We start from the raw sequence: 20287 nt of genomic DNA, 5'->3' as shown, positions 1-20287 counted from the left end.
CGGATTGCCCTCATAAATGCTACTGCTTTCATAATGAGCGTCGTGCAGACAGATGTCACCCGGATGAGATCAATTGATGAAAAGAAAAGTGGCGGGAAAGCGTAACGATATGACACTCCTCCCAAAAATTCGCGTCATCAGGGGGAGTGTCGTGAGAAAAACTAACGCATTTCGGCGCGAACGCGCTCAAGATCTTCGGCAGTGTCTACGCCGGTACCGGGTACTTCTTTTGCGACGGCAACATGAATTTTTTCGCCGTACCACAGCACACGTAGTTGCTCCAGCATTTCAATATGCTCAAGCGGGCTAGGCTGCCAGTTAACATAACGGCGGATAAAACCAGCGCGATAGCCGTAAATACCCAGATGTCGCAGGAAGGTGTCACCCACCGTTTCCAGGCTTTTAGCGAAACGGTCGCGATCCCACGGAATGGTCGCGCGTGAAAAATAGAGCGCATAACCTTCGGCGTCCAGAACGACTTTCACCGCATTCGGATTAAATGCCTCTTCCGCACTGTGAATCGGGGCAGCAAGGGTCGCCATACCGACCTGGCGCTGTGCTAGATTCTCAGCGACCTGGCGAATAATGACCGCCGGGATCATCGGCTCATCACCCTGTACGTTCACAATAACGGTATCATCGCTAAAGCCACATTTCTCGACGACTTCCGCCAGACGCTCCGTACCGGACTGGTGATCGGCGCGGGTCATGCATACTTCCCCCCCCACCGCTTCTACCGCGCGAGCGACATCTTCGTGATCGGTCGCAACAATAATACGTTCAGCGCCAGATTCACGCGCTCGCTCCAGCACATGCACGATCATCGGCTTGCCATTGATATCCAGCAGCGGCTTGCCCGGCAAACGTGTGGACGCATAACGCGCAGGAATAATGACCACAAAACTCATGATTTACTCTCATCAGCAGTCAGAACGCGAGCTTCGGTTTCCAGTAACACGGGAATGCCATCACGCAGTGGGAAAGCAAGGTTATCCAGTTTACAAATCAGTTCCTGTTTTTCCTGGTTAAACCAGAGTTTGCCATTGCATACCGGGCAGGCAATGATTTCAAGCAGACGATGATCCATAGTTCCTCCAGATGGACCGGATTGTGAATCCGTAAATATTAACATAATCGCTTACCGTGCTGGGTCTATTTCCCAACCATGGCGTGCATCAGCAAATAAACCTTCAGGATAGCGTCCCAGCGTCACACGTGTTGCCTGCTGCCAGCGGGCAAAATCATCGATCGCCTGAAACAATCCTTTTTGCAGAGTAACCCCAGGTTTGACGCCATCCTGTAACCACAGCGAAATCACTTCCAGTACGCCCGTTTTGCGGTGCATTTTGGCATCCATCCGCCCAACTAACTGCCCGCGATGCAGCAGCGGCAAGACGAAATAACCATACTGACGTTTCGGTGCTGGCGTGTAACATTCGAGCCGATAGCTAAAATCGAATAGCTGCTCTGCCCGTTTACGATCCCAGACCACCGGATCAAAGGGTGATAATACTGCGCTATGCGTCGCCGTTAATTTACCCGTCAATGCCTGCTCCAGCAGCGGCTGAAGGTGGCTATGCAGCCACAGGGTTCCTAACCCTTCGACATCGACAGGAATAATCTGTTGCTGCTGTGCACGTACGTTGCACCAGTTTTTTAGCGCCGGACGCTTCAGGCGATAGTAGTCTGCCAGCCATTGTTCGCGAAAAATCCCCAGACTGCGGGCGCTGTTATCCAGCATGAGGCTTTCAGCTTCTTCCTGTGAAAGCCGGTCGCGTTCATCATCCCAGTGCGGCATGACGCGATGGGTTAAATCATACACTCGCTGGAAATTACGCCGTTCCACCACCATCACTTTCCCGGCGGTGAACAGGCCTTCAAGATGACGCTTATGCGGTTTCCATGCCCACCAGCCGCTGGCCCCCTTGCGCAGATGCTCAAAATCGGCAGAGCGTACTGGTCCGTTATGCTGGATGTGCTGGAGCAGTTGCTCAATCTCATGCGCATGTTCTTTCATCCACTCCGCTTTATACTTCCAGCCCATTTTCTCCGGGGCCAGCATGCGGTGACGTATCAGCATAAAGTCGCTACGCGGCAAAAAGCAGGCCTCGTGCGCCCAGTATTCCATCAGTTCGCCCCGCGGCAATGCGTCATCCAGCCACTGGGGCGAATAATCACCCAACCGACTAAACAGCACCAGGTAAGGGCTGCGCGACACAATATTGATGGTATCGATTTGCAATAACGACATGCGCGAAATGGTAGCAAGAATATCTGCTGGGGTTGCCCGACGGCGTGTTTTTTTCAGCAGCCCTTGAGCGGCAAGGTGAAGATGACGGGCATCCGTTAAAGAAAGACGCGGCAACGACATTTATGGCCTCATAAATGATTCGCTGCCGCAGCGTGAATCAGTTAGCGAGTCAGCGAGATTAAGCTATCCAGCAACATATCAGGCCGATCGCCTGACAAATGAGCGTCAACAGGTAAATACCACCAGTTTTCATCGGCAAATGCACGGCACTTAACCGCATCTTTTTCCGTCATCACCAGCGTTTGCCCGGCGTCTGCAAACGCACTGACGTCACTGTAGGTCAGAGACTGATGGTCTGCCAGCGCAATACTTTTTTGCACGCTGGCACCGCATGCTTCCAGCGTGGCAAAAAAACGCGGTGGATGGCCAATGCCCGCCATGGCGACAATATTGGACAGCTGCGACACATCGCGGCGTTCACCCGTACGTAAATTAACGGCCAGCCCCGGTTCAAGTCGCATAGGGATTTCCCCTGGCTGCGCAACGCCACCGTTAACGATAGTCGCATCCACCGATTTAAGCCGGCCTGCGCGTTCCCGCATGGGACCCGCGGGAAGCCACCAGCCATTGCCAAACCGACGTTCTCCGTCAATAACCACGATTTCAACATCTCGCGCCAGACGGTAGTGCTGTAGCCCATCGTCCGTCACAATAATCTGCACATCGTGTTGGGCCAAAATGGCTTTGACCGCATCCGATCTTACCGGGGATACCGCTACGGGCACGCCGGTACGTTGGGCGATCAGCACAGGTTCATCACCCGCTTCTGCCGTAGTGGTATCTGCGGTCAGTAGCAGCGGGTAAGCAGCCGCTTTCCCGCCATAACCACGCGACACCACGCCCACGCGAATCCCACGTTGACGCAGTTGTTCAACCAGCCAAATCACCACTGGCGTTTTGCCATTGCCGCCAGCGGTCAGGTTTCCGACCACCACAACCGGGACTGGTGCACGCCACGCGCGTTTAATCCCAAGCTTGTAACATAAGCGGATCCCCCCGCTGACCAGGCCATACAGCCAGGAGAGCGGGAGTAACAGTCGCCACAGCGGCGACTCACCAGACCAGATTCGAGCGATCATTGACCGAATTGCATTTTGTGTAATTGTGCATACACCCCACGCTGCTCAATCAGCTCGCTATGGGTTCCACGCTCAACAATAATACCGTCTTCCACCACGATGATTTCATCCGCCTGTTCAATGGTAGAAAGGCGGTGAGCAATCACCAGGGAGGTACGGTTTTTCTGAAGCTCATCCAGAGCAGCCTGAATTGCGCGTTCAGACTCGGTATCGAGTGCCGACGTTGCTTCATCAAGGATCAGAATCGGACTGTCACGCAACAAGGCGCGGGCAATAGCGATACGCTGGCGCTGACCACCAGATAGCAGGACGCCGTTTTCGCCAATCACCGTATCCAGGCCATTGTCCATCTTATTGATGAAATCCATGGCGTAAGCCATTTTCGCCGCTTTTTCGATCTGCTCACGGCTGTACAAATCGGTACGCGCGTAGGCGATGTTGTTGGCAACCGTATCGTTAAACAGGTGCACATTCTGCGAAACCAACGCAACCTGATCGCGCAGGGATGCCAGGGTATATTCACGTAGATCGTGTCCGTCCATCAGAATCTGCCCTTCATCAATATCATAGAAGCGCGTGATCAAGCTGGCGATAGTGGATTTCCCGGAACCCGAACGGCCAACCAGGGCAACGGTTTTCCCCGCTGGGATACTCAGGTTGATGTTGCGCAGCGCAGGTACTTCACGTCCAGGATAGGTGAATGTCACGTTGCGGAATTCGAGATTGCCGGTAGCGCGTTCGATTTCGCGTGTACCTTCATCTTTTTCCTGCTCGCTATCCAGAATCGTAAATAAGGTCTGGCAGGCCGCCATACCGCGCTGGAACTGCGCGTTGACGTTGGTCAGCGATTTCAACGGACGCATCAGCGCGATCATTGACGAGAAGACAACCGTAATTGTCCCTGCAGTCAGGTTTTCCATTACGCTTGGGAAGCTGGCTGCATACAACACGAAGGCCAGAGCCAGAGACGCAATCAGCTGGATGATAGGATCGGAGATAGAAGAGGCGGAAACCATCTTCATGCCCTGCAAACGCATCTTATTGCTGACTTTATCAAAGCGCTTAGTTTCGACTTCCTGACCACCAAAAATCAGAACTTCTTTGTGGCCTTTCAGCATCTGCTCCGCACTGGTCGTAACCTGACCCATGGTGTTTTGCATATTTTTACTGATGCTACGAAAACGCTTGGAAACTATACGAATCGCCACTGAAACAATTGGCGCCAGTACAATCAGGATCAATGACAGCTGCCAGCTGTAATAGAACATCATGATAAACAGGCCAATAATTGAAGCCCCTTCACGTACCACGGTGATCAGCGCGCCGGAGGACGATGATGCGACCTGCTCTGAATCATAGGTAATACGTGACAACAGCGTACCTGTAGACTGTTTATCAAAAAAGGAGACCGGCATGCCCATCATATGGCCAAACAGGCGGCGACGCATGGTCATGACCACTTTGCCTGATACCCATGAGATGCAGTAGCTGGAGACATAGCTGGTGAATCCGCGAAGAACCATTAGTCCAATGACCACCAGCGGCATCCACAGCAGCACCGAGCGATCCGTTTTACCAAAACCATCATCCAGTAATGGCTTAAGGAGCGATAGCATGAAGGTATCGCTGGCCGCGTTCAGGATTAACGCTATACCCGCCACGATCAGACCCGATTTAAAAGGCGCTATGGTTGGCCATAGTCGGCGAAACGTCTGCCACGTAGAGAGATCTTTATCGTTATGCATTCAAAAAACCAGCATTTGTTAGAATAGCCGCATATTCTACCCGTTATCCTCCGACACGCCAAACCACTGATGATACCAACGAGGTAAAATCTGATCCCGCAAGCTGTTTATTCGCCAGTTTTTTTGATAAAAATCCAGCGTAATCTGCCCCTGGTGTGGTGTATCCAGCCATTGATAATTTTGTTGCCGATAACGTTGCTTCACTTTCCTGGACGGGAGACGCCAGGCATTGTAACGGGATGCGGAGGCTAACGCGGCCTGCCCGCCGACCCGCTGAATCAGCGCCTGAGATGATGAGGTATTGCTACCATGATGTGGAACCTGTACCACCGTAGACTGCAGATGCTGCCAGTAGTGACTTAGCATTTTTTGTTCAGCGGGAGACTCAATATCTCCGGTCAGCAGAATACTCTGATGCCCGTCATCGACCTTAACCACGCAGGAGTGGTTATTTCCCAGATCTTTATTTCCACGCACGGGCCAATGCGCACTAAAGGTTAACCCTTGCCATTGCCAGCGCTCCCCGCGTAAACACGGGAGATGCCCTTCCCAACCTAATGGGCTTCTTATCCATAGCGACGGCCAGGTTTGCTGCAGCGAGCGCAACCCGCCCCGGTGATCCATATGCTCGTGGCTTAAAATAACGCCTTCTGGCTCCAGGTTGTGCCAGCGTAACCAGGGAATAATCAGTTGTTGCGCGCTATCGCCTTCAGGCCATGCCAGACCGGTATCGTAAAGAATCGCTTTCCCATTGCGCGCAATGACCATCGCCAGCCCCTGCCCGACGTCCAGCATATGCACTTGCCAGACATCAGTACGTGGCGTTCGCCAGAACGGAGCGCTCAGTAAAAGGAGCACAGTGACGCAAACTACCGGTATAGTTCGCCACACGTTCAGCCGATATGCGATGAGCAGGAGTCCGGGTAAAAATGCAAGCCATTGCCAACGTGCATCAATATTGATCCACCCTTCAGGCAGGCTCCTGAGCCCCCAAAATAATAGCGCGAGGGAGCGATCCGCTAAATACCATAGGTTCGACTCAACCATCGCCAGCCCGGTTAAATGCACGATCATGCCTGCTAATATCAATGGTACGGAAATAAATGTAACCAGCGGTACAGCAAACAAATTCGCCAGAAATGAGGTCAGGCTAACACCGTGAAACATCGCGATTTGCACAGGCAGAAGCAGGAGCGTAATTCCCAATTGCAAATGAGCAAGCGCCAGAAATTGGCGTCCAATGCGCGACAGCGGCCAATCCGGCATCGGAACCCATTGATACCAGAACAGCAGCGCCGCAACGGCAAAAGCAGACAACCACAGACTTTGTGAAAGAACGGCGACAGGATCCACCACCAGAATGGCTGCCAGACAGCAGATCCACACCGACCATCCACTCCACTGCCTGCCGCTGAGTTTTAGCCCTCCCCAGACCAGTAGCGCAACAACCGTACGTAATGCCGGGGGCTGTAGCCCCGTTAACCAGGCATAGAATGTTGCGCAGACGATCCCGCCAACTAACGGAACCTGCCAGCAAATCCATCTGGTTGAAATAAAAAATTGCCCCGCGCGAATTAATCCTGCAGCCAGAAGTGCGGCAAATGCAATATGCAGCCCGGAGATAGCCATCAAATGGGCCGTACCGGTATCTCGCATAATGGTTTTCACCGCTTGTGACACGGACAAGCGCTCCCCCATTCCCAGGCCCAGTATAACCTGCTGCCAGGGATAGTCAGCGAGCGCGCTTTTCAACGAGGAGAGATACCTCGAACGCAAACTGCATTGTTGTGTGATAACCGAAGCCTGCAAAAATCTTCCCGTCAGCAGCTGGTGCTGCGCCAATGCGTAACGCTGGCTATCAAACCCGCCCTCGTTCAATTGACCGTGTATGGCACGAACCTTCAACGTCATCGCCCATGTCTGGCCCGCACAAACGTTGCCGGGTAGGTACTGCCCATACAGAGTAATTCCGATGGCAGGAAATACCCGCTTCCCCTGCAGATGCGTGATCTGGCCGTAGTGCGTTGTCATATTATCGGTTCCGGTTATCCGCACGATGGCCTGCTGACTTTTTGCTGGCAGCGTATTACCGGCCCACAGCGCATCTTTCGCTGCCAGAACTCCCCAAAGAAAAAATAGCAGGGTTAATCCGGCGAAACGTACAAGTCTGTGACAAATAAGGCAGAGCAGAATTGCCAGACCAAATATAACGCCGATGCACAGCATGTCAGGTAACGCAGGTAATAGCATAAGCGGGAGAATGCCGAATAATGCACTCGTACTAACCGTTGTTATTTTCATCAGTCACCTCCCTGTAGCAGGAAGTGTGCAGTAATGTTCGACGGTTGTCTGGTGCCAATTTAGCGTTATACGGTATGCATTCCGCTAACATTTAGCGGCGCTTGTAACGTGCAAATTAACTGGGATGGAGATTCCAGGATGGGCTGGCAGAAATGAAAAAAGCACCCATGCGGGTGCTTTTCTCGGCGTTAAGTCTCGCTAAAAACTTAACCGTAAATATTGGCGCGATCGCGCAGTTCTTTACCTGGTTTAAAGTGCGGAACGTATTTTCCTTCCAGGTCCACTTTATCGCCGGTCTTCGGATTACGTCCGGTGCGCGGTGCGCGGTAATGCAAAGAGAAACTGCCGAAACCGCGGATTTCAATACGCTCGCCCTGCGCAAGAGTCGAGGCCATATGTTCCAGCATCTCTTTAACTGCATCTTCAACCGCTTTCGCGGGAATATGAGGTTGCTGGGTTGCAAGTCTTTCAATCAATTCTGACTTGGTCATGATTCCTCCGGTTCCTTAAAGGCATAATTAGCTGCTGCATTGATTAAGGGCGGCCTTAGCCGCCCTTTGTCATTGATTACAGGACGAATCCTGTAATCTGTCAAGCTACTCGTCACCCTTTGTGCTGTTAACAGCACAAAGGATTTAGGAGCACTCGATATTACTCGCCTTTAGCTGCTTTGAAAGCTTCAGCCATTGCGTTGTTAGAGAAGTTAGCATCTTCCTGTTTGTTAACAGTTGCGATTGCATCTTTCTCATCAGCTTCGTCTTTAGCACGAACAGACAGGCTGATTGCACGGTTCTTACGATCAACGCCGGTGAATTTAGCTTCAACGTCGTCGCCTACGCTCAGAACCAGAGTTGCATCTTCAACGCGGTCGCGGGAAGCTTCAGAAGCGCGCAGGTAACCTTCAACGCCGTCAGCCAGTTCTACGGTTGCGCCTTTAGCATCAACTGCAGTGACTTTACCGTTTACGATTGCGCCTTTCTTGTTCAGTGCAACCCAGTTGTTGAACGGATCTTCTGCGAGCTGTTTAACGCCCAGAGAGATACGCTCACGCTCTGCGTCAACCTGCAGAACAACAGCTGCGATTTCGTCGCCTTTTTTGTATTCACGAACTGCTTCTTCGCCTGCAACGTTCCAGGAGATGTCAGACAGGTGAACCAGGCCGTCGATGCCGCCGTCCAGGCCGATGAAGATACCGAAGTCAGTGATAGACTTGATTTTACCTTCAACACGGTCGCCCTTGTTGTGGGTTTCCGCGAACTGCTGCCATGGGTTGTTTTTGCACTGCTTCAGACCCAGGGAGATACGACGACGTTCTTCGTCGATATCCAGAACCATAACTTCCACTACATCGCCAACGTTAACAACTTTGGACGGGTGGATGTTTTTGTTGGTCCAATCCATTTCGGAAACGTGAACCAGGCCTTCAACGCCTTCTTCGATTTCAACGAAGCAGCCGTAGTCGGTCAGGTTGGTCACGCGACCAGTCAGTTTGGTACCTTCCGGATAACGCTTAGCGATAGCTACCCATGGATCTTCGCCCAGCTGTTTCAGGCCCAGAGATACACGAGTACGCTCGCGGTCGAACTTCAGCACTTTAACAGTGATTTCGTCGCCAACGTTTACGATTTCGCTCGGATGCTTAACGCGTTTCCATGCCATGTCGGTGATGTGCAGCAGGCCGTCAACGCCACCCAGATCAACGAATGCACCGTAGTCAGTGAGGTTCTTAACGATACCTTTAACTTCCATGCCTTCCTGCAGGTTTTCCAGCAGCTGATCGCGTTCTGCGCTGTTTTCGGATTCGATAACGGCACGACGGGAAACAACAACGTTGTTACGCTTCTGATCCAGCTTGATTACTTTGAATTCAAGCTCTTTGCCTTCCAGGTGCAGCGTGTCGCGGACCGGACGAACGTCTACCAGGGAACCCGGCAGGAACGCGCGAATACCATTCAGCTCAACAGTGAAGCCACCCTTGACTTTGCCATTGATAACACCAGTAACGGTTGCAGCTTCTTCGTAAGCTTTTTCCAGCGTGATCCAAGCTTCGTGACGTTTAGCTTTTTCACGGGACAGCAGGGTTTCACCGAAGCCGTCTTCTACTGCATCCAGAGCAACGTCAACTTCGTCACCAACCTGGATTTCCAACTCGCCCTGGGCGTTTTTGAACTGCTCTGCCGGAATGGCGGACTCAGATTTCAGACCAGCGTCAACCAGTACTACGTCTTTGTCGATAGCAACAACAACACCACGAACGATGGAACCCGGACGGGTTTCGATTTCTTTTAAGGATTCTTCAAACAGTTGAGCAAAAGATTCAGTCATGTTTAATCTTCAGGTTTCATATTTAACGTCCACCTGGCTCCATGCCGGATGGGGTTGTTTAACATACCCGCTGTCAATCCATTGCAACGGGGGTACTGCAAATTCGGTCGCACTTAAGCGAGTGCCAGTTTTTGGCGCGCGTATTGTAACGCTTTTTCAATCACTTGCTCAATGCTTAATCGGGTTGAATCCAAAACTAAAGCATCAGCAGCGGGAACCAGCGGCGCTACAGCACGGTTACGATCGCGGAAATCGCGTTCTTCGATCTCGGCCAAAAGGCGTTCAAAGTTAACACTAAAGCCCTTTTCCTGCAACTGTAGCATACGTCTATGCGCACGTTCTTGCGAGGAGGCGTCCAGGAAAATTTTCACTGGTGCATCCGGGAACACCACGGTCCCCATGTCTCGTCCGTCGGCAATCAGGCCGGGCGCTTCACGAAACGCGCGTTGACGACGTAACAGCGCTTCGCGTACGCGAGGAAACGCAGCGACCTGAGATGCGGCATTCGCTACTTCCTGGGTGCGGATTTCGCCGCTGACATCTTCACCTTCCAGAATGACTTCCAGGTTGCCGTCCGTTGAGATAAAACGCACATCCAGGTGTGAGGCAAGCGGTACCAGAGCATCTTCAGATGTGACATCAACATGGTGATGCAACGCTGCGAGCGCCAGTACGCGGTAGATCGCGCCTGAATCTAACAGATGCCATTGCAATGCTTCCGCCATTGCCTTGCACAAGGTGCCTTTTCCTGCACCACTTGGGCCATCAATGGTAATAACCGGGGCAATTGCCGTCATCTTTTTCTCCTTAAACGGGCATACGTTAACGTGAACGCCGCGCATTATACGCGCCAACGCTAATAATCGTTAACACAGAGTGTAAAAACCCGATTAGTCTGTAACGATGTGAGGAAGAATTGCGCAATTATAGCGGGCTGGCGAGAAACCAGCCCGGAAGATGACACTGATTTACTTTTTATCTGCAGCGATGCGCTCACGAATATGCGGAGCGCGATCGTCAGATGTGAGGATCAGGCAGGTGTACTAATACGCGCCAACTGTTCGAAATAATCCGGGAAGGTTTTGGCGGTACATTTAGGGTCCAGAATGGTCACCGGCGTGTCAGACAACGCCACCAGCGAGAAACACATCGCCATGCGGTGATCGTTGTAGGTCGCGATCTCCGCAAACTGTAACGTCGCCGGTGGTGTAACGCGAATATAGTCTTCGCCCTCTTCAACGATCGCGCCCACTTTACGCAACTCGGTCGCCATCGCGAACAGGCGGTCGGTCTCTTTGACACGCCAGTTGTAGATGTTACGTAAAGTCGTGGTGCCTTTAGCGAACAGCGCTGCCGTGGCAATGGTCATCGCCGCATCGGGAATATGGTTCATATCCATGTCTACCGCGTTCAACTCACCGTGAGTACAGGCAATAAAGTCATCGCCCCAGGTAATGGTCGCGCCCATTTTTTCCAGCACATCAGCGAAGCGGATATCACCCTGCATACTGTTGCGGCCAATCCCGGTGACTTTTACCGTACCGCCTTTAATGGCTCCCGCTGCGAGAAAATAGGAAGCGGAAGAAGCATCGCCTTCAACCAGATATGCACCCGGTGACTGATACTGCTGCTGACCCTGCACAACAAAGCGCTGGTAGTTCTGATTCTCAATTTCAACACCAAACGTTTTCATCAGGTTCAGTGTGATATCAATGTAAGGTTTAGATACCAGCTCGCCTTTAATGGCGATCGTCGTATCCTGCGGCGCCAGTGGCGCAGTCATCAGCAGCGCAGTCAGGAACTGGCTGGATACGCTGCCGTCTACCTCAACCTGTCCTCCGGTAAAGCCACCGCGCAGACGTAAAGGCGGATAGTTTTCCTGCTCCAGGTATTCAATGTTGGCTCCGCCCTGGCGTAACGCATCAACCAGATGGCCAATCGGGCGCTCTTTCATGCGCGGCTCGCCTGTCAACACGATGTCATTACTGCCCAGACACAGCGCAGCGGCCAGTGGGCGCATTGCGGTTCCGGCATTGCCAAGGAACAGTTCTACTGCGCCTTCGGCATGCAGCGCGCCGCCATTGCCGATAATCTCGCAACGCGTACGGTCGGCAGAAAGGGTATAGCTAATTCCTAACGCATTCAGAGCATTAAGCATATGGCGGACATCATCGCTGTCCAGCAGATTAGTCAGGACAGTGGTGCCATTTGCTAATGCAGCCAGCAGCAAAGCGCGGTTAGAAACACTTTTGGATCCAGGCAGATTGATGGTGCCATCCACCCGCGCAATGGGTTGTAACGTCAGGGATTCCATGAAACTCGACTCTCAAAAACAGACATAAAAACCCCACAGACTGGCTGTGGGGATGAAAATACAGCAGATTAACCGCGGCGGCGCTCGAAATCGACCATGAAATCGGTCAGCGCTTTTACACCTTCTAGCGGCATTGCATTGTAGATGGACGCGCGCATACCGCCGACCACACGGTGCCCTTTCAACGCGTGCAGACCCGCAGCGAAAGACTCTTCCAGGAAGAGTTTATCCAGTGCGCTGTCAGCAAGCTGGAACGGTACGTTCATGCGTGAACGGTTCGATTTTGCCACGTCGTTACGGTAGAAATCGCTGTTATCGATTACGCCGTACAGCAGTTCCGCTTTTTGCTGGTTAATTTTATCCATCGCGTTAACACCGCCCTGCTCTTTCAGCCATTTAAAGACCAGGCCAGACAGATACCAGGCAAAGGTTGGCGGCGTGTTGAACATGGAGTCGTTGTCATTCAGCACGGTATAGTCGAGGATTGACGGGCATGACACATGAGCCTTACCCAGCAAATCTTCACGTACGATGACAATGGTCAGCCCGGCCGGGCCGATGTTTTTCTGCGCCCCGGCATAAATTACGCCATAACGGCTCACGTCAAGAGGTGCGGAAAGAATGGTAGAGGACAGATCCGCCGTAACCACTACATTGCTGGCAAAATTCGGCGTTTCATCGATCGCAATGCCATCAATGGTTTCATTCGGGCAATAGTGCAAATACGCCGCGTTGTCAGAAAGCTGCCATTCGCTCATTGGCTTAACAGCACGCAGTCCGTCAACGGTGACTTTGGCGTCGATAACGTTTGGCGTACAGTATTTTTTCGCTTCTTTAATTGCGCTGGCGGCCCAATAACCGGCATCAACGTAATCCGCCGTGGTTTTGTCACCCAGAATATTTAACGGGATACCCGCAAACTGCCCGCGCCCACCGCCATGGCAGAACAACACTTTATAGTTGGAGGGGATGCTGAGAAGATCGCGAAAATCCTGCTCCGCTTCCTCTGCGACCTGGATGAATTCTTTGCCACGGTGGCTAATTTCCATCACCGACGTGCCAAGACCGTTCCAGTCGCGAAGATCCTGTTGAGCCAGTTTAAGTACTTCTGCCGGTAACATTGCCGGACCTGAACTAAAATTGAAGACCTGAGCCATTTCCCCTCACCACGTTGTGTTGTTGTCCAATCAACATCCTGTCATTGGCGATAATCCGGTGACAGACATTGGTATAAGTTATTCCTGTGGATATCGGTTTTATCATTCAGTGACACGCGCCGCAATGGGTAAAACTGGCCGGGGTAAAAATGTGTCATTGGTCACACAACAGAATCTATCGGATTGACGGGTAAAAACCGAGATTTTCGCTGTCAGGTGACCCGTTTTGCCCGACTGGCCTTCGACCATTCTGGATTTGCACAGCGTGGACATAATTGATGATCTCCGGCGTTCATTTGCACCACTTCACTACACCGTATACAGGCATAGTCCCCAGCTTCAGGTATCACTTTAAATCGCTGTGTACAGCGTTTAGGCAAAATACTGAGCCCCGGCTTTACGTCTTCATCGGCAAAGAAATAGACGCTGATTTGCCCATTTGTCTCCAGGATGGCCAGTCTCACCTGTCCCAATTGCTCCACGCCGTTCAAACGCAACTCCATAAAGAATTCGAATTCCGTCATATTGGCGCTATTGAGCTTCGACCATGCCAGCTCGCCGTCCTCAATGATCACAACGGGCTTGCCCTCCAGCAAATCCTCCATTTTCTCGCTATGCGCCATCAGCCACATAACCAGCCGATACAGCACGGCAAGCGTAATAAAGACCACCAGCACCGGCAGCATCGGGACATCATCATAAAATGCCACGTCTCCCGCCGCAGACCCCAGCGTAAGGATGATCAGCACTTCAAAAAGCGACATCTGGCGTACGCCGCGACGTCCGGTGATTTTTAAAAACAGAAAAACCAATATAAAGGTATAGAGGCTGCGCAGAGCAACTTCTCCCAGAAAATCCATGGGCACCTTATCCAGTACCATTCGGTGTAAATCGAAAGCTTTCATTATTATGCTCTAAACGTGGTTGGCTGTAGGAAAGCATAGCTAATACTTTTATTTACGTCTGAACTCCGGCGACGATAGCGCCATTCATTTAAAACCCGTATCATTGCGCGCTTTCCGTACGACAAAAGTGATTTTCATGACGCAAACATTTATCCCCGGCAAAGATGCCGCTCTGGAAGACTCCATCGCTCGCTTCCAGCAAAAATTGCTCGACCTTGGTTTTCAAATTGAAGAAGCCTCGTGGTTGAATCCCGTCCCTAACGTCTGGTCTGTACATATTCGCGACAAAGAATGCGCGCTGTGCTTCACCAACGGTAAAGGCGCGACGAAAAAAGCGGCGCTGGCTTCCGCGCTGGGCGAATATTTTGAGCGTCTGTCGACTAACTATTTCTTTGCTGATTTCTGGCTGGGTGAAACCATCGCCAACGGCCCATTCGTGCATTATCCGAACGAAAAATGGTTCCCGTTGACTGAAGAAGACGACGTACCAGAAGGTCTACTGGATGCTCGTCTGCGTGCGTTTTACGATCCAGACAACGAACTGACTGGCAGCATGCTTATCGATCTGCAATCCGGTAATGAAGAACGTGGGGTCTGTGGCCTACCGTTTACCCGTCAGTCGGATAACCAGACCGTCTATATTCCGATGAATATTATTGGCAACCTGTACGTTTCTAACGGCATGTCTGCGGGTAACACCCGAAACGAAGCGCGCGTTCAGGGCCTGTCTGAAGTCTTTGAGCGTCATGTGAAGAACCGTATTATTGCGGAAAGCATCAGCCTGCCGGAAATCCCGGCCGAAGTCATGGCGCGCTACCCGGCAGTGGTGGAGTCCATCGCCAAACTGGAAGCGGAAGGTTTCCCAATTTTCGCCTATGATGGCTCGCTGGGCGGCAAGTATCCGGTGATTTGCGTTGTCCTGTTCAACCCGGCCAATGGTACCTGCTTTGCCTCCTTCGGTGCGCACCCGGATTTCGGCGTTGCGCTGGAGCGTACCGTCACTGAACTGCTGCAGGGCCGTGGTCTGAAAGATCTTGATGTCTTCACCCCACCAACCTTTGACGACGAAGAAGTGGCTGAACACACTAACCTTGAAACCCACTTCATCGATTCCAGCGGCCTGATCTCCTGGGATCTGTTCAAGCAGGATGCTGACTATCCGTTCGTTGACTGGAATTTCTCCGGTACCACCGAAGAAGAGTTCGCCACCCTGATGGCCATCTTCAATGCTGAAGATAAAGAAGTGTATATCGCCGACTACGAGCACCTGAGCGTTTACGCGTGCCGCATTATTGTTCCGGGAATGTCTGACATCTATCCGGCTGAAGATCTGTGGTTAGCCAACAACGCCATGGGCGCCCATCTGCGTGACACTATTCTCTCGCTTCCGGGCAGTGAATGGGATAAAGAAGACTATCTCAATCTGATCGAACAACTGGATGAAGAAGGCTTTGACGACTTCACCCGCGTACGCGAGCTGCTCGGTCTGGCAACCGGTGCGGATAACGGTTGGTACACCCTGCGCATTGGCGAGCTTAAAGTGATGCTGGCGCTGGCCGGCGGCGACCTGGAGCAGGCGCTGGTCTGGACAGAATGGACGATGGAATTCAACGCCTCTGTCTTTAGCGCTGAACGTGCCAACTACTACCGCTGTCTGCAAACGCTGCTGCTGCTATCTCAGGAAGAAGATCGTCAGCCGCTACAATATCTAAACGCGTTTGTTCGCATGTACGGTGCCGAGGCGGTTGAAGCCGCAAGTGCAGCATTAAGTGGCGAAGCGTCGTTCTACGGGCTTCAAACTGTTGATAGCGATCTGCAGGCTTTCCCGGCGCATCAGTCTCTGCTGAAAGCTTACGAAAAACTGCAGCGCGCGAAAGCAGCACATTGGTCAAAATAGTGACAATCAGCCTGCGCTGAGTAGGCTAAAGGTATTGTCTGGGCTATATTACGGGGCGCTTAATGCGCCCTGTTTTTTATTTTGGTCAAATCAAAAAATAAATGTAAAAACAAGGTTAAATATTAGTAGTTGATATTAAGAAAATTAGCTTATTAATGTGGTTTTTTATCTCAATTACTCCATTTTAATTAACCGCCCCAGAGGAGACAGAAAGAAAAAATTCAACTCACTTTATAATTTTTAAAATTTATTTTTATTTGGATAATCAACAAGTTACACCGTAATCGCATAAAAACCATGCGCCTTACGGGCCTATAAGCCAGGCGAGATATGATCTATATCAAATTCTCATCTATAATGCTTTGTTAGTATCTCGTCGCCGACTTAATAAAGAGAGAGTTAGTGTGAAAGCTGACAACCCTTTTGATCTTATTCTTCCTGCTGCAATGGCCAAAGTTGCCGAAGAAGCAGGCGTCTATAAAGCAACGAAACATCCGCTTAAGACGTTCTATCTGGCAATTACTGCCGGTGTATTCATTTCAATTGCCTTTGTTTTCTATATCACCGCCACAACCGGTACCGGCACAATGCCTTTCGGCATGGCGAAGCTAGTAGGTGGTATCTGCTTTTCCCTGGGGCTGATTCTCTGCGTTGTCTGCGGTGCAGACCTCTTCACCTCAACCGTACTGATTGTCGTAGCGAAAGCCAGTGGTCGCATCACCTGGGGCCAATTGGCTAAAAACTGGCTTAACGTTTATGTCGGCAACCTGATTGGCGCCCTGATCTTCGTGTTACTCATGTGGCTTTCTGGCGAGTATATGACCGCTAACGGCGCGTGGGGTCTCAACGTCCTGCAAACAGCCGACCACAAAGTGCACCATACTTTTGTTGAGGCGGTAAGTCTTGGCATCCTGGCGAACCTGATGGTGTGTCTGGCAGTATGGATGAGCTATTCGGGTCGCAGCTTGATGGACAAAGCGTTTATCATGGTATTACCGGTCGCAATGTTTGTTGCCAGCGGTTTTGAGCACAGTATCGCAAACATGTTTATGATCCCTATGGGTATTGTAATTCGCGATTTCGCCACCCCGGAATTCTGGACCGCTGTTGGGTCTTCTCCGGAGAATTTTTCTCACCTGACCGTGATGAATTTCATCACCGATAACCTGATTCCGGTTACGATCGGCAACATTATCGGCGGCGGTTTGTTGGTCGGGTTGACATACTGGGTCATTTATCTGCGTGGTAACGATCATCATTAATCTGATGATGCCCATTACACGCAGTAAATAAAAAATCCACTTAAGAAGGTAGGTGTTACATGTCCGAGCTTAATGAAAAGTTAGCCACAGCCTGGGAAGGTTTTACCAAAGGTGATTGGCAGAATGAAGTAAACGTCCGTGACTTCATTCAGAAAAACTACACTCCGTATGAGGGTGACGAGTCCTTCCTGGCTGGCGCAACTGATGCGACCACTGCACTGTGGGACAGCGTGATGGAAGGCGTTAAACAGGAAAACCGCACTCACGCGCCTGTTGACTTTGACACCTCCGTTGCTTCTACCATCACTTCTCACGACGCTGGCTACATCAACAAAGCGCTCGAGAAAATTGTTGGTCTGCAGACTGAAGCTCCGCTGAAACGTGCGATCATTCCGTTTGGCGGCATCAAAATGGTTGAAGGTTCCTGCAAAGCGTACAATCGCGAACTGGACCCGATGCTGAAAAAAATCTTCACCGAATACCGCAAAACCCACAACCAGGGCGTATTCGATGTTTACACCAAAGACATTCTGAACTGCCGTAAATCCGGTGTTCTGACTGGTCTGCCAGATGCCTATGGCCGTGGCCGTATCATCGGTGACTACCGTCGCGTTGCGCTGTACGGTATCGACTACCTGATGAAAGACAAATACGCTCAGTTCGTCTCTCTGCAGTCCGATCTGGAAAACGGCGTAAACCTGGAAGCCACTATCCGTCTGCGTGAAGAAATTGCTGAACAGCACCGCGCACTGGGTCAGATCAAAGAAATGGCTGCTAAATATGGCTGCGATATCTCTGGTCCGGCAACCAACGCTCAGGAAGCTATCCAGTGGACTTACTTCGGCTACCTGGCCGCGGTTAAATCTCAGAACGGCGCAGCAATGTCCTTCGGTCGCGTATCCACCTTCCTGGATGCCTACATCGAACGTGATATCAAAGCAGGCAAAATCACCGAGCAAGACGCTCAGGAAATGATTGACCACCTGGTCATGAAACTGCGTATGGTTCGTTTCCTGCGTACCCCTGAATATGATGAACTGTTCTCCGGTGACCCGATTTGGGCAACTGAATCTATCGGTGGTATGGGCGTTGATGGCCGTACTCTGGTTACCAAAAACAGCTTCCGCTTCCTGAATACCCTGTACACCATGGGTCCTTCTCCGGAGCCGAACATCACCGTTCTGTGGTCTGAAAAACTGCCTCTGAACTTCAAGAAATTCGCCGCTAAAGTGTCCATCGACACCTCTTCTCTGCAGTACGAGAACGATGACCTGATGCGTCCGGACTTCAACAACGACGACTACGCTATCGCTTGCTGCGTAAGCCCGATGGTTGTTGGTAAACAAATGCAGTTCTTCGGTGCGCGTGCAAACCTGGCGAAAACCATGCTGTACGCAATCAACGGCGGCGTTGATGAAAAACTGAAAATGCAGGTTGGTCCTAAATCTGAACCGATCAAAGGCGACGTTCTGAACTTCGACGAAGTTATGGAGCGCATGGATCACTTCATGGACTGGCTGGCTAAACAGTACGTCACTGCACTGAACGTTATCCACTACATGCACGACAAGTACAGCTACGAAGCCTCTCTGATGGCGCTGCACGACCGTGACGTTATCCGCACCATGGCGTGTGGTATCGCTGGTCTGTCCGTTGCTGCTGACTCCCTGTCTGCAATCAAATATGCGAAAGTTAAACCGATTCGTGACGAAGACGGTCTGGCTGTCGACTTCGAAATCGAAGGCGAATACCCGCAGTTTGGTAACAACGACTCTCGCGTTGATGACATGGCGGTTGACCTGGTAGAACGTTTCATGAAGAAAATTCAGAAACTGACTACTTATCGTAACGCTATCCCGACTCAGTCTGTTCTGACCATCACCTCTAACGTGGTTTATGGTAAGAAAACCGGTAACACCCCAGATGGTCGTCGTGCTGGCGCGCCGTTCGGACCGGGTGCTAACCCAATGCACGGTCGTGACCAGAAAGGTGCTGTTGCCTCTCTGACCTCCGTTGCTAAACTGCCGTTTGCTTACGCTAAAGATGGTATCTCTTACACCTTCTCTATCGTTCCGAACGCACTGGGTAAAGACGACGAAGTTCGTAAGACCAACCTGGCTGGTCTGATGGATGGTTACTTCCACCACGAAGCGTCCATCGAAGGTGGTCAGCACCTGAACGTGAACGTCATGAACCGTGAAATGCTGCTGGATGCGATGGAACATCCGGAAAAATATCCGCAGCTGACCATCCGTGTTTCTGGCTACGCAGTACGTTTTAACTCCCTGACTAAAGAACAGCAGCAGGACGTTATTACTCGTACCTTCACTCAGACCATGTAATTGGTTTTGACTGAAATCGTACTTTAAAAAGCGTACAATAAAGGCTCCACGTAAGTGGGGCCTTTTTAATAGCCTGCTTTGTCAGCTATCTATACTTATGGATAGCAGCCAAAACAGACTCGACACAGTTAATAACTGTGCACTAACACTGGCCCCGGATGGGCCACACCTGGAGAAACACCGCAATGTCAGTTATTGGTCGCATTCACTCCTTTGAATCCTGTGGCACTGTTGATGGCCCGGGCATCCGTTTTATTACCTTCTTCCAGGGCTGCCTGATGCGCTGCCTGTATTGTCATAACCGTGACACATGGGATACGCACGGCGGCAAAGAAGTCACCGTCGACGAGTTAATGAAAGAGGTCGTGACCTACCGCCACTTTATGAACGCCTCCGGTGGCGGTGTAACAGCGTCCGGTGGCGAAGCTATCCTGCAAGCTGAATTTGTACGCGACTGGTTTCGTGCCTGTAAAAAAGAAGGTATTCATACCTGTCTGGATACCAACGGTTTTGTTCGCCGCTACGATCCGGTGATCGATGAATTGCTGGAAGTCACCGACCTGGTGATGCTCGATCTCAAACAGATGAATGATGAAATCCATCAGAATCTGGTGGGCGTATCTAACCATCGTACGCTTGAGTTCGCACG

Annotated in this window: 16 protein-coding genes; 4 read left to right on the top strand and 12 right to left on the bottom strand. The window is 51.3% G+C overall.

Annotated features, from left to right (window positions below; genetic code table 11):
• Positions 1 to 161 precede the first annotated feature (161 nt).
• The 12 genes from kdsB to KQJ19_RS12250 all read right to left on the bottom strand — a co-directional run bounded on the left by kdsB (position 162) and on the right by KQJ19_RS12250 (position 14137).
• On the bottom strand, positions 162 to 908 hold the full coding sequence (gene kdsB, locus KQJ19_RS12305) for a 3-deoxy-manno-octulosonate cytidylyltransferase (protein WP_016152452.1): 747 nt from the start codon (positions 906 to 908) through the stop codon (positions 162 to 164).
• Positions 905 to 1087, bottom strand: a complete 183-nt coding sequence (gene ycaR, locus KQJ19_RS12300) for a protein YcaR (RefSeq protein WP_003035793.1) — start codon at positions 1085 to 1087, stop codon at positions 905 to 907. The genes kdsB and ycaR overlap by 4 nt, the downstream gene beginning before the upstream one ends.
• 51 nt (positions 1088 to 1138) lie before the next feature.
• Positions 1139 to 2371, bottom strand: a complete 1233-nt coding sequence (locus KQJ19_RS12295) for a winged helix-turn-helix domain-containing protein (RefSeq protein WP_216403700.1) — start codon at positions 2369 to 2371, stop codon at positions 1139 to 1141.
• Between the two features lie 41 nt (positions 2372 to 2412).
• On the bottom strand, positions 2413 to 3390 hold the full coding sequence (gene lpxK, locus KQJ19_RS12290) for a tetraacyldisaccharide 4'-kinase (protein WP_047359381.1): 978 nt from the start codon (positions 3388 to 3390) through the stop codon (positions 2413 to 2415).
• Complete coding sequence (gene msbA, locus KQJ19_RS12285) at positions 3387 to 5135, bottom strand: lipid A ABC transporter ATP-binding protein/permease MsbA (RefSeq protein WP_047501171.1); 1749 nt, start codon at positions 5133 to 5135, stop codon at positions 3387 to 3389. The genes lpxK and msbA overlap by 4 nt, the downstream gene beginning before the upstream one ends.
• A gap of 36 nt (positions 5136 to 5171) precedes the next feature.
• Positions 5172 to 7436: a ComEC family protein gene (locus KQJ19_RS12280; protein WP_216403699.1), complete on the bottom strand. Its 2265-nt coding sequence runs from the start codon at positions 7434 to 7436 to the stop codon at positions 5172 to 5174.
• A 206-nt stretch (positions 7437 to 7642) separates the two neighbouring features.
• A complete protein-coding gene (gene ihfB, locus KQJ19_RS12275; protein ID WP_003035780.1) occupies positions 7643 to 7927 on the bottom strand; it encodes an integration host factor subunit beta in 285 nt (94 codons plus the stop codon).
• A gap of 160 nt (positions 7928 to 8087) precedes the next feature.
• Positions 8088 to 9761, bottom strand: coding sequence for a 30S ribosomal protein S1 (gene rpsA, locus KQJ19_RS12270; protein WP_003035776.1), 1674 nt, complete (start codon positions 9759 to 9761; stop codon positions 8088 to 8090).
• A 113-nt stretch (positions 9762 to 9874) separates the two neighbouring features.
• Positions 9875 to 10558 (bottom strand): (d)CMP kinase, encoded by a 684-nt coding sequence (gene cmk, locus KQJ19_RS12265; protein WP_016152447.1) that lies wholly within the window; start codon positions 10556 to 10558, stop codon positions 9875 to 9877.
• Between the two features lie 233 nt (positions 10559 to 10791).
• Positions 10792 to 12075 (bottom strand): 3-phosphoshikimate 1-carboxyvinyltransferase, encoded by a 1284-nt coding sequence (gene aroA / locus KQJ19_RS12260; RefSeq protein ID WP_047359383.1) that lies wholly within the window; start codon positions 12073 to 12075, stop codon positions 10792 to 10794.
• 68 nt (positions 12076 to 12143) lie between these two features.
• The gene (gene serC / locus KQJ19_RS12255) at positions 12144 to 13232 is read right to left on the bottom strand and encodes a 3-phosphoserine/phosphohydroxythreonine transaminase (protein WP_016152445.1); all 1089 of its coding nucleotides are present in this window, start codon (positions 13230 to 13232) and stop codon (positions 12144 to 12146) included.
• Positions 13233 to 13444: 212 nt separating this feature from the next.
• Positions 13445 to 14137: a DUF421 domain-containing protein gene (locus tag KQJ19_RS12250; RefSeq protein ID WP_016156114.1), complete on the bottom strand. Its 693-nt coding sequence runs from the start codon at positions 14135 to 14137 to the stop codon at positions 13445 to 13447.
• A gap of 136 nt (positions 14138 to 14273) precedes the next feature.
• Between KQJ19_RS12250 and ycaO the strand changes: the two genes are divergently transcribed.
• The 4 genes from ycaO to pflA form a co-directional block, all read left to right on the top strand.
• Positions 14274 to 16034 (top strand): 30S ribosomal protein S12 methylthiotransferase accessory factor YcaO, encoded by a 1761-nt coding sequence (gene ycaO, locus KQJ19_RS12245; RefSeq protein ID WP_216403698.1) that lies wholly within the window; start codon positions 14274 to 14276, stop codon positions 16032 to 16034.
• Between the two features lie 404 nt (positions 16035 to 16438).
• A complete protein-coding gene (gene focA / locus KQJ19_RS12240; RefSeq protein ID WP_003831909.1) occupies positions 16439 to 17296 on the top strand; it encodes a formate transporter FocA in 858 nt (285 codons plus the stop codon).
• A 59-nt stretch (positions 17297 to 17355) separates the two neighbouring features.
• Positions 17356 to 19638, top strand: a complete 2283-nt coding sequence (gene pflB / locus KQJ19_RS12235) for a formate C-acetyltransferase (RefSeq protein WP_016152441.1) — start codon at positions 17356 to 17358, stop codon at positions 19636 to 19638.
• A 185-nt stretch (positions 19639 to 19823) separates the two neighbouring features.
• A partial coding sequence (gene pflA / locus KQJ19_RS12230) for a pyruvate formate-lyase-activating protein (RefSeq protein ID WP_216403697.1) occupies positions 19824 to 20287 on the top strand: 464 nt, incomplete at its 3' end.

The sequence above is a fragment of the Citrobacter sp. S46_ASV_140 genome, from assembly GCF_018919545.1.
Lineage (GTDB): Bacteria > Pseudomonadota > Gammaproteobacteria > Enterobacterales > Enterobacteriaceae > Citrobacter > Citrobacter braakii.
Note: the sequence above shows the minus strand (reverse complement) of the source record. Positions and strands in the feature narration are given on the sequence as shown.

Coding starts and splice junctions, on each gene's coding strand:
- kdsB (WP_016152452.1), bottom strand. CDS start 908: ATGAGTTTTGTGGTCATTATTCCTGCGCGTTATGCGTCCACACGTTTG.
- ycaR (WP_003035793.1), bottom strand. CDS start 1,087: ATGGATCATCGTCTGCTTGAAATCATTGCCTGCCCGGTATGCAATGGC.
- KQJ19_RS12295 (WP_216403700.1), bottom strand. CDS start 2,371: ATGTCGTTGCCGCGTCTTTCTTTAACGGATGCCCGTCATCTTCACCTT.
- lpxK (WP_047359381.1), bottom strand. CDS start 3,390: ATGATCGCTCGAATCTGGTCTGGTGAGTCGCCGCTGTGGCGACTGTTA.
- msbA (WP_047501171.1), bottom strand. CDS start 5,135: ATGCATAACGATAAAGATCTCTCTACGTGGCAGACGTTTCGCCGACTA.
- KQJ19_RS12280 (WP_216403699.1), bottom strand. CDS start 7,436: ATGAAAATAACAACGGTTAGTACGAGTGCATTATTCGGCATTCTCCCG.
- ihfB (WP_003035780.1), bottom strand. CDS start 7,927: ATGACCAAGTCAGAATTGATTGAAAGACTTGCAACCCAGCAACCTCAT.
- rpsA (WP_003035776.1), bottom strand. CDS start 9,761: ATGACTGAATCTTTTGCTCAACTGTTTGAAGAATCCTTAAAAGAAATC.
- cmk (WP_016152447.1), bottom strand. CDS start 10,558: ATGACGGCAATTGCCCCGGTTATTACCATTGATGGCCCAAGTGGTGCA.
- aroA (WP_047359383.1), bottom strand. CDS start 12,075: ATGGAATCCCTGACGTTACAACCCATTGCGCGGGTGGATGGCACCATC.
- serC (WP_016152445.1), bottom strand. CDS start 13,232: ATGGCTCAGGTCTTCAATTTTAGTTCAGGTCCGGCAATGTTACCGGCA.
- KQJ19_RS12250 (WP_016156114.1), bottom strand. CDS start 14,137: ATGAAAGCTTTCGATTTACACCGAATGGTACTGGATAAGGTGCCCATG.
- ycaO (WP_216403698.1), top strand. CDS start 14,274: ATGACGCAAACATTTATCCCCGGCAAAGATGCCGCTCTGGAAGACTCC.
- pflB (WP_016152441.1), top strand. CDS start 17,356: ATGTCCGAGCTTAATGAAAAGTTAGCCACAGCCTGGGAAGGTTTTACC.